We start from the raw sequence: 14,917 nt of genomic DNA, 5'->3' as shown, positions 1-14,917 counted from the left end.
CAAGAAGCTGGCTACAGAGCCAACTGCCTTAAGCCTTTTGCGTATTCGTTCGGTGAACGGTAACCCAATGCTGAATGCAGTCGACAGCTGTTGTAGAACCCATGGATGTAGCTGGCAATTGCCAGGTGAGCCTGTTTCTTTGTGGGGTAGACCGCGTAGGCTTCCTCTCTCTTCAATGTAGCGAAGAAACTCTCAGCTACGGCGTTATCCCAGCAGTTTCCTCTCCGACTCATGCTTTGCGCGAAGCCCTTCTTGGCCAAAGCGAGACGAAACCTGCTGCTCGCGTACTGGCGCCCTTGGTCGGAATGGAAAATCACTCCGTAGACGCCCAAACATGCGTTCCAAGCGTTCATGAAAGCGCGCTCGACCAAGTCGTCAGGCATCCTGTCCGCCAGGCTGTAACCCAGCACTTGGCGGGTTTGGATGCTCAGTACCACTGCCAGATAAAGCCAGCCCTCTTTCGTAGCGATGTAAGTGATATCACTGACCCAGGCTGGGGTGGAGCTTTGAACGGAGAACTGACGACCCAATAAATTGCTCGCCACTGGCAGCGCATGGTGACTGTCGGTGGTGCACGGTCTGAAACCGCCCTTGGATCGGCCCTGTATATGTTCTTCATGCATTAGCCGGTCAATGCGCTTGTGACCTACTGCATAGGCCTGCTGCCGTAGCGCCTCGACTAGCCGTGGTCGGCCATAGGTCTTGCGGCTAGCCGCGTAAACCTTGTGTAGATCGATGCGAATTTGTGCATCCGGATCTGGACGGCCTTGGCGATGCTGATAGTCGTAAAACCCTGAAACCGAGACACCCATTACCCGGCACAACAGACGCACCGGGAACTGAGCCCGTTCTACAGCGACGAAGGCGTATCTCACCTGGACTCTTTGGCAAAGAATACCGCCGCCTTTTTTAGGATTTCACGCTCCAGTTTCAGCTCGGCGTTCTCGGCTCGCAATCGTGCTAACTCGCTGTCCTCTCTGGTGATTGCGCGACGGTCAGGAGAGCTCAACGGCTGGCCGTTGCGGGAAGCGTTGACCCAGTTGTCCAACGTTTTCACAGACATCTCCAGCTGGCGAGCAGCTTCCGTCCTGCCAAGCGTTTCAGCCAGCGCAACGGCCTGAATCTTGAACTCATCGGTGTAATTGCGGCGAGTGGTTGGGTACATGACAACCTCCAAGATAGCGATGTAAGTATCGCTTCTTGGCGTCCGTTGTCACGGGGCAGGCCCAGAATAAAATCCAGACGCAGATAAAGCATTGCTTGCGGCCCTTGCAGGCGACTCCCGTCGGAGTTCAACCACACGGCCTTGGTGTTGCCCGATGCGCTGACCCCGGTATTGACCAAGGAGCTGCTGTACATCGCCATCACCCGGGCCAAACGCTGGTTCAGCATGGTCGAAGCCAGCTCAGGGGTGTTTGAAGGAGCGGTGAGTCGCAATGTGCAGCGCACCAGCGGGCTGGCGCTGCAACTGCGGGATGAGCTGGCAAAACTTCAACGTACCTGAGTGGGGGCGTTCAGGCATTTGTAGCCTGGATACTGAGCTTCAGCAGTGACCTTTGCCATGGCAGAGGTCACCGCCTGAACAGTAATGGTGAAGTTGGCCTGAGGGCCTGCGGTAGCGACCACACGTTGCATGAAGGCTTTGTAGGTTTTCATGGCGTTTTCCTCGATTATACTTCTGTGCTGCTGCCACGCTTGCTAGTGATTTTGACCGCCCGTCCGAGCGCGAAGAGCACCATGTCGATGTTCACGACGAATTTTTTCTCGGCACATTTGCGCTCGCCGAAGTGTTCATTGAGCCAGGTCTTGTAGTGCTCGATCCAGATGACTTCGTTGTCCCAGTTGATCTTCTTGCGGATGGCTGTCACCGCGTCCGGGGCGGGTGTTTTCGTTTCTTCATGGAGTTTGTAAAGTTGGAAGGCACGAAGGACGTGCTGGTCGACAATCGGCTCCGAAGAGTCGGCCAGATGCCGACCGAACTGTCTGAACACTTGTCCTGGGCCTTTATTCAGCGATGTCGGCAAGGCATCTTTCGCACCCTTGATGATGTGCCCCACTTTCTGTAAATCGCCGTTTTTCCAGGCTAGGGCGTAAAGTAGTTTTTCCAGGGGTGTTTCAAGTCGCCCGCTAAGGTCAGCATGCAGACGCAGATCTTCGTCCACTTTGTCAGCAAGGCAGGCGACGTCCTGTGCCGACAATTCAAGCTGCAGTTCCGGATATTTGGTGCGGTCCATCTGCTTTTTTTTCAGCAGGGGATCGGTGTCAACTATGGTTTTCAACGCTAGCACGGTTTTGGCGTTAAGAACTTTAGTGAACGTGGTTTCCACCAGCGTCATGGCTTCCGTATTTTTCAATGTCGAGTTCTCTCGTGGTGGCTGATCAAAGCGTAATCACCTCGTGCGACAGATCGTGTCGCATTGCGTCAGGGGTTGGCGTTTCAGGTGCCTGAATTAGTCATACAGCCAGGGTTTCAACTCCTTTAGGTTCTCCACCACGATCTGTTGCGCCTCAGGTTTCGGGTCCATGTTCTTTGGATCAATCTGATAGCGCTGCAACACATACTTGACCAGCGCCTGGCGGCAGGGAATCTGCAATCGCCCATCGACCATCCCGAAATCCTCCTCGATGATCGCTTTCTGCATCAGCGTCAGGCGTTCATCGGGCTTGATCATGACATTGACTTCGCTATTCCATTGATCGTCGTTCGAGATGCCATTCTCGGTTTCACCGTCCATCAACTCAGGGATACCGCGTAATCGGCTCAATACAAAGTCCCGGTATTCTCGGTTTTTTTCGCAGTAGGCACGCACATGCCAGCGCATACCTGTGTAGACCAGCGTATGCGGCGCGATGGTTCGCCCTTCAGGCTTGGGGCTGTTCAGTGAAACGTAGTCAATGTCCAGGCGCAGATGTTCCCGGCAAGCCTTGAGCAGGGGGCGAAGTATCTCGGCCTTGATCGAGCGATCAGGCACCTCCAGCACTTTGGTATGGGCGTAGGCCAACGCCAGCCCCTCGACGTGTGGGGCTCGAGCATTGTTCTGGTAAAGCAGGTGCAGGTAGGCGCTGGCGCTGTCATCGATGAACAGAGGCTTGAACTGTTTGCTCGGCACGTAACCCTTGATCTGTCGATCATATGTAAGGTTTTTGGGCGCATGCTCGGTGATGTAGGTGTTGATGTCCTTGGATGCCTGCTGACGACTGATACCGAAGCTCTGCATCAAGTGCACTGTGGTCAGCCGGCCTTCCCACCATGCGACCGTTTCGATCAGTCGGTAGCGAAGGGCGAGGTCCCAACGGACCTGCGCGATGGTTTGCTTGCGTTTCATGTCGCCTCCATGTGAGTGAATACTTTACCTGTATAATTCTACATTCTAGACGTGTCGCTAAGTACTACATATCGTGACTCTAGCGGGTTTGGAGTTTACGACATGAGGGACATGTTTATGAATGGTTGGGATTGGATAGCGTCGGTAGCGATGCTGATGCTGTTGATGATCCTGCTGATGCTTTTGGTGCAGTATCTGCAGACTAACAAAGCCTGGAGATTGCTCGAGCATTGGCATGCGACCACGAAGGAGCGCCAGCAGCGGATGAGCTGGCATGCCGAGGAAAATCGTGAGTTGAAATCGGCGCTGCGGGCGGAGAAGGCTCATGTGGAGCAGCTGCAGCGCAAGGTGGAGATTTTGCAGGCTTTGCTGCCTTAGGTGTGAGGCACGAGGGCCTTTATTCAAGGTCCTCGTTATAGGCGCCGATACGTTGTAAACATCAGGAGGAACGCATGCTCGATTCGCTGGAAATTTGCAGGTTACTGGAAAGCCATGGTTGCAGCTTGAAGTACAAAGAAAAGGCCTACGCTAGAGGCTATGTACATCCGGCGATTGAGTACCCGCTATTCGTCAAGCATAAAGCTACCGGCGCCGTAGGACTCCAACCATTGGTTCTGCACCCGGCATACCGCAAGTCAGTGCATTGGGAGCAAATCAAGGCATTCACGCAGGGCGCTCCCAATGAGACATATAAAAGCACCAGCCTGGAAAAATTTCCGCTTGCGCCGGGCTCAACCAGCAATACCGGTATTGCGGTCAATTTGGCGAATGACGAAGACTTACGTAGCCTGTTCGCAGTGCTTACCGGCGAATCGGGCATCGAGCAGCGATTGGAAGATGAATTCAGCCTGATTGAGTTATTCGAGCAATCATCACTTGGGCAGCAAATTGAGAGTACCGAGCGCGAAGCCATTGTTCGAGCGCGAGTAGGACAAGGCGTTTATCGCCACGCTCTGCTCAAGCATTGGCAAGGTTGCGCCGTCAGCGGTGTAGCGCTCGCTTCCATGCTGCGCGCTTCTCACATCAAACCCTGGCGTGACGCGACGCATCTGGAGCGCCTCGATCCCTTCAACGGACTGCTTCTGACGCCCAACCTGGATCAAGCCTTTGACCAGGGGCTGATAACCTTCACCGACGAGGGCGATGTTGTTATTGCGCAAGCCTTGACGACTGAACTGCAACTGGCACTTGGGATTAACCCGCAATGCCGATTACGTCGCCTTCATGACCGTCATTTGAACTACTTGGCTTGGCATCGTGAGCACGTATTCAGTGGCTAGCCACTGAACTGAATATCACATAACACTGAAAAAGGAAGTGCGATGAAGTCAATCATTTCAAAGGCTCAAGCCGAGCTGGAGCTAGCACTCATGCAAGCTGAAAGTGATTCCATGGCCAGTAGTGATCTTTATATCTGGTTGCGCGAATGTGGTCTGTCGCCCGAAATCGCCGTACGACTCAAAGAGCTGATTAACGTGACTCAGCGTATTGGTAACAAGGTTGTTTCCATCGGCAAGCTGATCGTGATGAAGTTGCGCGAATTCATCACCGCGCACAAGGGGCTGGCCGTTGGCTCCCTAATGGGCGCGGCCATTGCTTCGCTGGTTGCTGCGATACCGCTGCTCGGTTCGATATTGGCGCCCCTGGGTGCGTTGCTGGGCCTGACGATCGCGGTCTCCGGTCATCAAAGCGATAAGCAACCAACCAATAGCGGGAACGGTGTGAGTCTGCTGGCACTTCCGCAGAATTTGATGGAGATCGCTCGGACGTATCTCGATCTATTCATTGAAACGCTCCAGGCTGCCATGGCTGAACTGACTCCGGTGAAGCCCTCATGAGTCGGCAGCCAAAGATCAGCAAAAAGCAGCTGCTCAAGGTTATTGACGAGCTAGAACGCACGCCCCAAGACCGTGTACGCATCTTGGGGGAAGTGGGCATCAGCACACTCGGTATCGGCCTCGGCGCCGCCGCAGCCGGTACTGTGGCAGGTATTGCTGGTGCGACCAGTATCCCGGTTCTCACGACGGCCGCCAGTTGGGTCGGTGTTACTGCCGTGGCAGCGACGCCACTTGGCTGGGCTTTAGGTACTGCGGCAGCCGGTGGCGTTCTGGCCTACGGGGTCTCCCGCTGGATTCGTGGCGGCGCAATGTCAGAGGGGCGCAAGCGGGAGTTGTTGCTGGTGTATCAGGAGCGATTGGCCGAGGTGGAGGCCAAGGAGCGCATGGGGACAGTCACGTTGTTGGACAAGTCCGGATTTATTTCGTCACTTCGAGAGGTGATCGAAAAAGATGTCCTCAGTGCCGATAAGGCGCTGCGACTGATCGAGGCGGTGGAAGGCGGGAAAATGGCGTTGCCTGAGGCTTATCGATTGGTCAATGGGCTCTTGCTGGAGTAGTGCGAAAAGGGTGCAGTCGTAAGCAAAACGTCGATGGATCATCCGATCACGACACGTCTTGTCGCGCTACTCCCTCATGCTCGCCTCATTAGCAGAACGTATGGTTTACATCGATCCGAACCGCTTGAGTCAGGCCACCATAAGGGAGCGCAGCATGAAAAATCTGTTCTCAATTATTGGCGTCGTCGTCGTCGTTGTAAAAAAGGGCTACGAGTTCTCCCATGAATACAATGAGATGAAACAGGAGCTGGACAAGCGCGTCAGTGATTCGCCCTGACGCAGTGCAGCGTCGACGACGCCATATGTTCTACAACTGACAGGTTATCTTTATGCCTTGGCCACCCCATCCCTTTACATTCACCTGCCCTCAATGCCACTGGTGTAAAACGACGGTGCCACCCAGCGATGCGCTGCGTGAGGGGGTCGACTGGTTTTCCAACTGTCCCTCATGCCGGCACACCGCATTAGATGTCCGGCCGGCTACCCAGCTAGAAATCCTCAAGGCCAAGTTGGAACGACCGTTCCGCCCTAGGCAATGAGCATTGATCCGCCAGGCTGGATTCCCTCTGGTTGGATTACACCAAGCTCACCTGGCCTTCCTATTTTGCATACGCTGCAGCCGCCCGCCGGAATGTGTCTCCCATCTGCTGGCGTAACTCCGGCGGTTCCTGGACTACCAACGAATCACCCAAAGACAAAATCCACCAGTGCAGTTGCCAGGTATTGTTGACGGTCGCCTGTACCTGAAAACCATCAGACAGTTCATTTAGCACCATGTCCGTGCTCAACGGCGTCTCTCGAATCAACCTTGCCTGGTGTTCGCTCACCCAGGCCTTGAGTTGGATCTTCTCCGGTTTTCCAAACTGTAAGGCGTCAGTGGCCAGGTAGGTTTGCAGTTCGAACGTCTCCAGCCCTTGGCACGGAGTTTCGAGTACCGTTACCGCGCGAAAGCGATGCACCGCGAACTGACGGACATCGGTATAGGGTACGGCGGTGGCGATGAGATATGTGATCAACCCGCGCTGGACAATGGCCAGGGGGTTGAGAGTCATTTCACTGAGTTTGTCGGTGTGTGCCGAATAGTACTGACAATGGACTTGCTGCTCGCTGATCAGGGCGTGTTGCAGTGCCTCCAACATTTCTGCCTGAATTTCCGGTGCTCGAAGATTGAAGTCTGGTCGAACGCTCGCCACTTTGTTGGGCCAGCGGGCGGCGGGGTTGCCGTCTTCGAGGCCTTTGAGCTTTTGCCGGGCATGCTCGAAGCGTGGTTCCAGCGCGCTCAACATGCTGCCTGGAAGGAGCGGGCGCACGGCATCTTCGACCAGCGCCAGACTGACGGCTTCAGTCAGGGTGATGCCCTGCAACTCGACGCTCACGCCCGGCTTCCAATACCAACCGAAGGGCGTTCCACCGTCGTTGCACTGCAACGGAAATACCAGCGACAGGTCACGCAGGTCGCGCTCGATGCTGCGGCGGCTGATAGAGTAGCCTGCGGTCGTCAGTCGGGCCAGCAGCTCACTCACGGTGATGCCGGGAGCGCGTTTCGGCAGCTGCCGCAGCAGCTCCCATTGCCGATTCAACGCGCTGTGGGTCTTAGCTGAAGGCAAGAGAATCATCCTTGTAGTTTCGAAGCTGGCCTTTGGCTAGCAAGAGCGCTTAGTCTGCCTAACGGAGAAAAACCTGCAAGCTTTAGTTTGTCCACTGCCCGAAACCGATGGGGCGCTGTTGCCCCGCGGACTTCAAGCGGCATTCGGCAATCAACGCGGTGGCCAGCTCGTTGGCGTTGGCGAAGGGTTTGAACCGCCCGCGTCTCGCGGCGGCTGCGAAGTCGCCGGGAGTTAGGCAGGTTTCCCCACGCAAGCGCGCTGCAGCAGCGTTTTGCGGGTCCTTGAGCGCCAGTGCCTTGAGGTGGGCGCAAAACAGTGCCTGCACCTGGGCGGCTTTCAGGTAGCCGAAATGCACCTTGAGGTCGAAGCGGCGCAAAGAGGCTTCATCCAGGTCGCTCATCAGGTTGGTCGAGGCAATGAACAGTCCTCGATAGCTTTCCATTTGCGTGAGCATTTCATTGACCGCTGTGACCTCCCAGCTTTGCCGCGCCTTGCGCCGGTCCTGCAGAAAGCTGTCGACCTCATCCAGTAGAAGAACCGCGTCTTCTTGCTGGGCACGATCGAATGCCTGCGCCAAATTCTGCTCGGTCGTACCCACGTAGGGCGATACCAGGTCGGAGACGCGCTTAACCATCAAGGTTTTGCCCAGCTCTTGCGCCAGCCAGTGGCCAAACGCCGTTTTGCCAGTGCCCGGCGGCCCGTAGAAGCACAGGCGTGCCTGGGCGTGGGAGCGCAAGCCGTCGACCAGCCCGTCGAGGGGCTGGTCTGCGTTGATCCAGGCGGGCGAATAGAATGCTGGCAGCAAACGCTCATTGCACTGCAGCTTCTCGACGCCTTGTGCTTTCAAGGTGCCGTCGACGATGCAGCGGATGGTGTTGTCCAGCACCTTGCTGGCGCGCGGCGCTACGCTGCGTCCCACGCGCACCGCACGCTCCAGTACGGCCGGTGTCACCTGGTCATGCGCACTGAGGTGTTCCACCAATGCATTGCCCAACTTGCCTGCGCCACATTCGCGAAGCATTTGCCGACGCTGTGCCAGGGGCGGATTCGGGATTTCGATGACCAGGTCGAAGCGGCGTATATGTGCAGCGTCGATGGCTTCAATGCTGTTGCTGAGCCAGAAGCACGGCAGGGTGTTTTCTTCCAGCATGCGGTTGATCCAGCCCTTCTGCGAGCGCTTGCCGGTTTCGGCGCTGGCGGCCTGGAATACATCTTCGATTTCATCCAGTACCAGCAAGGCGCGTTGCGCATGCAACACGCTATTGGCCGCGCGCAAGGAACACAGGCGTTGCTTTGCCGATACCGGATCGCCGAGGCTATCGGTGCAGGCCACCTCATACAGCGCGCAGCCCAGGGTTTTTGCAAGCAGCCGGCTTAGTTGCGTCTTGCCCGTACCGGGTGGACCGTAAAGTAGAATGTTCACACCTGGGCGCGGTTGGGCGAGGACCTTGCTCAGGTAGCGTTCGGCGATGGTCAACGGCTGCCTGACATGGCTGTAGTGCTCTGCGTTCAAGGTGCCAGGCGGGCTCAGACGGAATGCGTAGGAAAACAGCTCCAACGGTGTACCTCTGCTGAAGCGCAGGAGGCCAGGTAGGTCTTGGTTGCTCACCGACAACATCGAGCTCAGCGCCATTGCCGCACGGTGGCTGGTGCTGATTTCCAGCAGGCCGGTGCGCATCAGTGGGCTGTTGTGGGCTAGGCAGGTTTCCACAGTCGGTAGTGGCAGCCCGAGCAGTACGGACAACACTTTCATTGCACGTTTGAACCCCAGCATCCCCAACTGGTCCGTGGCATCGCTGAGGGTCGGGTCGCAGTGCATCAGTACGCAGAAGCCGAGCACTTGAAGCTCCGCCTCGGACAGGCCCAACAGCACTCCCAGCGCATCAAGATTGGCCGCCAGGTTGTCTGGGTAGTCTACCTGTGGATGAGTGGCCTGGAAGGTACGAGCGCTCTTGCGTAGAGCTGCCAAGGCAGGGGCGGGTTTGTATTGGTCATCGTCCAACCATTTCTCCAGGGCCAGCTCATAGGCCAGATCGTCATCATTGAACCCGTGTCGGCCAATGAAGGTGCGATGCCCCCCCAGGTCCAGCAGCAGCTGGAAACTCCATTTCAGAGAGAGTGCGCAAGTGTCGACAGCGCGACGGCCGTCGAAGGCGAAGGGGGGGAATCGAGTACCCATGGTGGACGTCCTGATGCTTCGGAGGTACCAGGATGGAGGGATAGGTGGTCAAAATGTGTCGTGTCGGTGCTTGGCCAGGCGCGACACAAGCTGTCGTGCCTGACGCTTAGTGTGGCATCTACAACATTGATCGAAGAGGAATGAACAATGCTGAAGAACCTGTTGGCGACGGTTGGCCTGGTGGTGATAGCCAAAAAGGGTTTTGAACTGTACCAGCATTACAAGGAAATGGAGCGAGAGAACGAAGCGTGGCGCAAGGCAAATGCTGACGGGCGTTAATGCTTCGGCGACTCAGGGCCGCACAACCGGATAGCAGGCATCACCCCAGAGCGTGTCGGGCTTCTCCAGCATCAAGTGTATGATCAATGGCACCAACTTGCCGAGTAACTTTCCACAGTCGTGCAGTTGTGGTCGGATGCTACTACTAAGCGTTATCGAGAGGGCGCTCATGGCTTCGGATGCAGCCGAGGGTAGAAGTAACCCGGCTGCGACAAAAACAGAGTTCTACGTCTGACCAGTCAGGTACGGTGTACCCATGTCTTGGCCATGAGTTGAGGGACGTTTGGAGGCAAGAATGGATTGGGAAGACCTGTTGCACAGCCTGTGGGATTTGCTGGCGGAACGCGGCAGCACAGAGTTGGAAAAGCGAGTTCGGGATCTGTTGACGGAGCGAGCAACCGACGACTGGTTGCGCTCGTGTGGCCAGATCCTACGTGATGGGCAACTAGACCAGGCCAAGAGTGTGGTCAGCGACTTCCTGCGGGATCATCCGGATCTGCTAGGCATCATGAAGAAGCTTGAGCTGATTCTCCTGTTAGAGCGTCATAAGGCTGCTCGTTCGCCTATTCGCAAAGTCCGCAACCGTGAACCACTGCTGCAATCAGTCAACGTCCTGGTGAGCTCGGGAAAACTGGTTGCTGTAGAGGAGCTGCTGGAGGAGGCACTTGCTGAGGACGAAGATCCCGAACTTCTAGATCTTTTAGGGCGAGTCTACATGTTGCAGCGTCGTCCGCAGCAGGCTGCGGCTGTGATGCAGCGTGCTTTGCTGGCGAGAAGGCAGAAGATCGCTTTCATTGAGCAGCCCCAAGCAGTTGTTCACGCCTTAGAGATGGATGACGAGGCAGTTACAGCGGCAGATCTGGAATACATTACCTCCGATGCCAGCGTTTTTGCCGGACTAGACGCCTCCTCAATCTGGCAGGATGAAGTCGCTGAACCGGTCAAGTCGCAGCCCGAAGAGTCTTATTTGGCAGGCCTCGCTCATGGTCTGGAGGCGAGCGACGGCAACGAAACGGTCATTTCGCCAGTTTTTGTGCCTGTAGCTGCTGAGGATACGTGTGCCACTTCTACCGAGCAGTGTAAAACCCTGTCATTGTCTCGGGCACGCAAGTCGGTTGAAGTGGCGTCAACGCCGCATGGGACCAAGATCTTGGTGCGCCATGCACCTCACTCGAAAGTAGAGCCGTCACACTCAATACGGGTATCCGTAACGGCGGTCGACGACCTCTGCGATGCAGCTTTTGGACAGCCTCTGACACCTGAGAAAGCACCGCTCGATAAGCCGAGACCTGCTGGTTCAGAGAGTTACTACAGCGACAGCGATATTCAAGAGTTGGTTGGTGGCATAGAACTGGGCGCTCGAAATGAATCCGAGCCCCTCTTCGGGGAGGCTCAAGTTGATCTGCAGGATAGCTATGAACCTGAGAATGACTTCTTTGATAATGATGAGATCCTGGTCGAGCAGGATGAGCTCAATTTTGATGTGATTGATGAGTTTGTCATTGATGATCGAGATATCGATGACGAATATGCTGCATATGCCTTCGACCCGGATGACATTTATGACAGCTTAGAAAGCTCATGTTCTGATGCAGAGTTGCCTGATGAGAGGGTTAGCCGTGAAGATCGAGCTCTGCAGAAAGCCATAGAGCTGATCAGCAGAGCAGGCTGGTCATTGGCGATGCTGCCCTTGGTTCAGCAGATTTTTGTGATGAGCGGCTGGGGTGCCACGCGGCTGGCGCTGGAGCGCGAAATTGACAAAGGGATGACCCCTGAGGAGCTGATCTTGGCTGCTCATGTGAAGGTGCTCTGGACTGAGAACGACTACTATTGGATTGCGTACGACAGGAGCGGCTCAAGCAACCTGTCGCAGTATGTGATGTCATGGCCGACAGCCTTGCTGCTGGTTAGGTCCTTTGAATCGTTGCCGCAAATAGAAGAGCTCGAGCAGTTCATCGAATCGTTGTTCGAGGATTGGTACGGCAGGCCTAGCCTTCGCCGAGCATTTCGTTCGTTCAACCGCTTTCTCTGGTTTCGGGTTTCCAACCTACAGGGCTGTTTACCCGCCAATCAGCCATTTAATTTCTGCAGCCCTCATGAGCTACCTGTCGAGGAGTACAGCGACCTTGGCATGGGAGATCCATTGGGTATTGAGCGTACAGCCAAACTACGTGCTTTTGGTGTGTTTCAAACCAAGCACCCTCAGGAGCCAGGCAGCTATGTGAGTGACAAACCCCTGCCTGTAGAGGCGTATGCAATGGCCTCGCAAACGAACAAGGAAATCTTGAACGATGCCTGATCAAAGCCTAATTCACGTTGCTGGGTGCTGGGTTAGCCAACCCCTGCCCAGCGGCGAAAAGCACCGTCGCGGCATGGTAAAGATGGCTATCCACGGAGATAACGGCACTCAGTTACAGGTGAACTGGTTCATGCCAGAGCGCTCCCAAGGAATGGTTGACGCCAGTCTGGTTAGCTCTGGCTTCCAGAACGGTATGGATGTACAGGATGCGACACCTGGCACAGGTATGCGCTCGTTGGGCATTGGCAGCATTATGCAGCAACGCACCCTGGCGGGCTTCCAGCAAGTACTGGTCGACTTTCCAGATAGTGGCGAGCGACACTGGTTGCCCTACCAGCATCTACGCCAGGTCAAGGGGCCCAAGCACCGCTTTGTTACGGCAGATACGGGCAAGGAGCGAGATGCCGAGCGCATGCGCTTACGAATGCTTGCACATGCCATCGAGACCTGGAACGAGAACACTGGAGCGCTTTCGCACCTGGATATAGACCCGCTCCCACACCAAATCCACCTGGTTCACCACATCCTGGCTTCGGGCAACTTCAACTGGCTGATCGCCGATGATGTGGGACTCGGTAAAACCATCGAAACCGGCATGTTGCTGCACGCCTTGACTCAACGCGGGCTGATTCAGCGAGTTTTGCTGATAACCCCGGCCGGGCTGACCAAGCAGTGGCAGGAAGAGCTCCATCACAAATTCAAGCTGGATGACTTTGAGATCTATGGAGAGGATTTCTTCATCAATGAGCCTCGCCACTGGAAGATGCATGACCGAGTAATCGGCTCCATGGACCGCTTGAAACAGGAGGGGCACTTGGCCAGCCTGCTGCAAGCTGAACCCTGGGATCTGGTCATCTTTGATGAGGGGCATCGTCTCAGTCGCCGCCAGTACGGGCAGAAGCTGGATAGCTCAGAGCGCTACACGTTGGCGGCCAACCTGCGTAGTAAGGCCAAGCACATGCTGCTGCTTAGTGCTACGCCTCACCAAGGCATGCAGGACAAGTTCATCGCCTTGCTCGAGCTTTTGCGTCCAGAGCGTCGCCGAGAGCTGATGCTACTCAATCTGAAGCCGGAAATCCTTCATGACATGGTCTACCGCAACCACAAGGCGGATGTGACCGATGCTAATGGCAACTTCATCTTCCAGGGCAAGCTCACGCGCGCCATGAAAGTGCTTGCCAGCGAGGAGTCGAAGGCCTTTGACAAGACCCTGCAGGCCTACCTGCGCCAGGGGTACGCGGCTGGTGTGGAGATGGGCCGCACGGGTAATGCCATCGGCTTCGTGATGACGGTCTATCGCAAGCTGGCTGCATCCAGCTCTGCGGCGATCCTCAACGCGCTGCGCAACCGCCTAATGCGCCTGGAAAAGAAGCTCAACGGTGAGCAGGGAGCGGATGAGCCTGTCGATGAGCGTTACTTCGGCGAATGGGAAGAGCAGCTTGCGACAGATGCCAAGGAGTTTTTCGCCGGGGAAATCGTGCTGCTGAGCGAGCTGATCGAGGAGGCTGAGCAGCTCAAGCGAAACGATCGCAAACTTCAGCTCTTCATCGATGAGGTCATCCGTAAGATTCTTGCGGCCAATTCTGGAGAGAAAGTGCTGATCTTCACCGAGTACCGCACGACGCAAAACTACCTTTGCGAGACGTTGCGGTGTTATTTCGGTGCAAACAAAGTCGAACTGATCAATGGTTCGATGGGGCATGCCGAGCGCCGCGATGCCATTGCCCGCTTCGAGGATCAAGGTCAGTTCCTGATCTCTACCGAGGCCGGTGGCGAAGGTATCAACCTGCAGCGCCAGTGCCACATCATGGTCAACTACGATCTGCCCTGGAACCCCATGCGCCTAGTACAGCGGATTGGGCGCCTCTATCGCTACGGCCAGAAGAAAAAGGTCGTGGTGTTTAACATCCACCAGCCCGACACCATGGATCAGCAGATTATCGACCTGCTGTACGATCGCATCGACTCTGTGGTTCACGATATGGCGGCGGTACAGAAAGATGAATACAACGACGGACTGAAAGACGAGATCCTCGGTGAACTGGCCGAGCTCATCGATGTCGAGGACATTCTGCAAGCTGCCACCCTACAGGGCATCGAGCGTACCCGCGAACGGATCGACGAAGCCCTGCGTCAAGCGCAAACGGCAACCGCCAAGCAGCGTGAGCTGTTCGAGTACGCGGCCAGTGGAGATGCAAATGAGCTGCGTGATGAGTTGGAAATTACCCAAGAGCACCTGCTCAGCTTCGTACTGGGAATGTGCGATCAGCTAGGTATCGAAGTGGCCGAGCGCACCCACAGGAGCAAACTGTTGCGTATCCGCTTGCCAGAGGTTGTGATGCGCGAGCTAGGTATGTCGCCCAAGGCATCGCCGCGTATGGATTGCACATTGGATCGCGAGGTGGCGGCCTATCGGCCGGATACCCATATGCTTGATCTTAATTTGCAGTTCATGCAGTACCTGCTCAGCAAGGCTCGTGATTACGACTTTGGTGGCTTGGCCGCGGTGGTGCAGGGGAATGAGTTAGGCGAAGGAGCGCTGTTTGGAGCCATGCTGCGCTGGCAGGGATTGCAGGGCAAGCGTATGCGTCAGGAGTTTGTGATTGTTCAGGTCAGCGAGCAGCGGGCTCAACTGAATATCCCAGCTACTGGCCAGTGGCTGCTACAACCGGCACAATCTGCCGACCTGAAACCAACACCTGAGCAGTGCAAGGCGCTGTTTGCATGTGCGGAGAGCGTCGTCAATCAACGGCTCGCCAGCGTCAGCAACCTCTACTTGAGCCCAGAAAATCTGCAGTGGTCTAGCGCCGGTTGGATGATTTAAGGAAGAAC

Annotated in this window: 12 protein-coding genes and 2 pseudogenes; 8 read left to right on the top strand and 6 right to left on the bottom strand. The window is 55.9% G+C overall.

Annotated features, from left to right (window positions below):
- Positions 1-11: 11 nt before the first annotated feature.
- Positions 12-875 (bottom strand): IS3 family transposase, encoded by an 864-nt coding sequence (locus tag GST84_22920; protein XGB15032.1) that lies wholly within the window; start codon positions 873-875, stop codon positions 12-14.
- Positions 872-1,165: an IS3 family transposase gene (locus tag GST84_22915; protein ID XGB15031.1), complete on the bottom strand. Its 294-nt coding sequence runs from the start codon at positions 1,163-1,165 to the stop codon at positions 872-874. The genes GST84_22920 and GST84_22915 overlap by 4 nt, the downstream gene beginning before the upstream one ends.
- Positions 1,166-1,285: 120 nt before the next feature.
- Between GST84_22915 and GST84_22910 the strand changes: the two are divergent.
- A pseudogene (locus tag GST84_22910) lies at positions 1,286-1,504 on the top strand (ATP-binding domain-containing protein).
- Positions 1,505-1,670: 166 nt separating this feature from the next.
- Here GST84_22910 and GST84_22905 read toward each other — a convergent pair.
- Positions 1,671-2,354 (bottom strand): hypothetical protein, encoded by a 684-nt coding sequence (locus GST84_22905; GenBank protein XGB15030.1) that lies wholly within the window; start codon positions 2,352-2,354, stop codon positions 1,671-1,673.
- Positions 2,355-2,450: 96 nt separating this feature from the next.
- Positions 2,451-3,326 carry a WYL domain-containing protein gene (locus tag GST84_22900; protein XGB15029.1) on the bottom strand — a complete coding sequence of 292 codons (876 nt, stop codon included), beginning with the start codon at positions 3,324-3,326 and terminating at the stop codon, positions 2,451-2,453.
- A 102-nt stretch (positions 3,327-3,428) separates the two neighbouring features.
- Between GST84_22900 and GST84_22895 the strand changes: the two genes are divergently transcribed.
- The 5 genes from GST84_22895 to GST84_22875 all read left to right on the top strand — a co-directional run bounded on the left by GST84_22895 (position 3,429) and on the right by GST84_22875 (position 5,998).
- On the top strand, positions 3,429-3,704 hold the full coding sequence (locus GST84_22895) for a hypothetical protein (protein ID XGB15028.1): 276 nt from the start codon (positions 3,429-3,431) through the stop codon (positions 3,702-3,704).
- A 74-nt stretch (positions 3,705-3,778) separates the two neighbouring features.
- Positions 3,779-4,606 (top strand): HNH endonuclease, encoded by an 828-nt coding sequence (locus GST84_22890; protein ID XGB15027.1) that lies wholly within the window; start codon positions 3,779-3,781, stop codon positions 4,604-4,606.
- 42 nt (positions 4,607-4,648) lie between these two features.
- A complete protein-coding gene (locus GST84_22885; GenBank protein ID XGB15026.1) occupies positions 4,649-5,164 on the top strand; it encodes a hypothetical protein in 516 nt (171 codons plus the stop codon).
- Positions 5,161-5,721 carry a hypothetical protein gene (locus GST84_22880; GenBank protein ID XGB15025.1) on the top strand — a complete coding sequence of 187 codons (561 nt, stop codon included), beginning with the start codon at positions 5,161-5,163 and terminating at the stop codon, positions 5,719-5,721. The genes GST84_22885 and GST84_22880 overlap by 4 nt, the downstream gene beginning before the upstream one ends.
- A gap of 58 nt (positions 5,722-5,779) precedes the next feature.
- Positions 5,780-5,998 (top strand): hypothetical protein, encoded by a 219-nt coding sequence (locus GST84_22875; GenBank protein ID XGB15024.1) that lies wholly within the window; start codon positions 5,780-5,782, stop codon positions 5,996-5,998.
- Between the two features lie 322 nt (positions 5,999-6,320).
- Here GST84_22875 and GST84_22870 read toward each other — a convergent pair whose 3' ends face one another.
- Complete coding sequence (locus GST84_22870) at positions 6,321-7,337, bottom strand: WYL domain-containing protein (protein XGB15023.1); 1,017 nt, start codon at positions 7,335-7,337, stop codon at positions 6,321-6,323.
- A 73-nt stretch (positions 7,338-7,410) separates the two neighbouring features.
- Positions 7,411-9,507, bottom strand: coding sequence for an AAA family ATPase (locus GST84_22865; protein XGB15022.1), 2,097 nt, complete (start codon positions 9,505-9,507; stop codon positions 7,411-7,413).
- A gap of 2,176 nt (positions 9,508-11,683) precedes the next feature.
- Between GST84_22865 and GST84_22860 the strand changes: the two are divergent.
- Together GST84_22860 and GST84_22855 are read left to right on the top strand one after the other, a co-directional pair.
- Positions 11,684-12,034, top strand: a pseudogene (locus GST84_22860) (hypothetical protein).
- A 463-nt stretch (positions 12,035-12,497) separates the two neighbouring features.
- Entirely contained in the window at positions 12,498-14,909 is a 2,412-nt protein-coding gene (locus tag GST84_22855) for a DEAD/DEAH box helicase (GenBank protein ID XGB15825.1), read from the top strand.
- Positions 14,910-14,917: the final 8 nt, after the last annotated feature.

Source organism: Pseudomonas putida (assembly GCA_041879295.1).
Lineage (GTDB): Bacteria > Pseudomonadota > Gammaproteobacteria > Pseudomonadales > Pseudomonadaceae > Aquipseudomonas > Aquipseudomonas putida_Y.
This window is presented reverse-complemented; position numbering and strand designations above follow the sequence as displayed.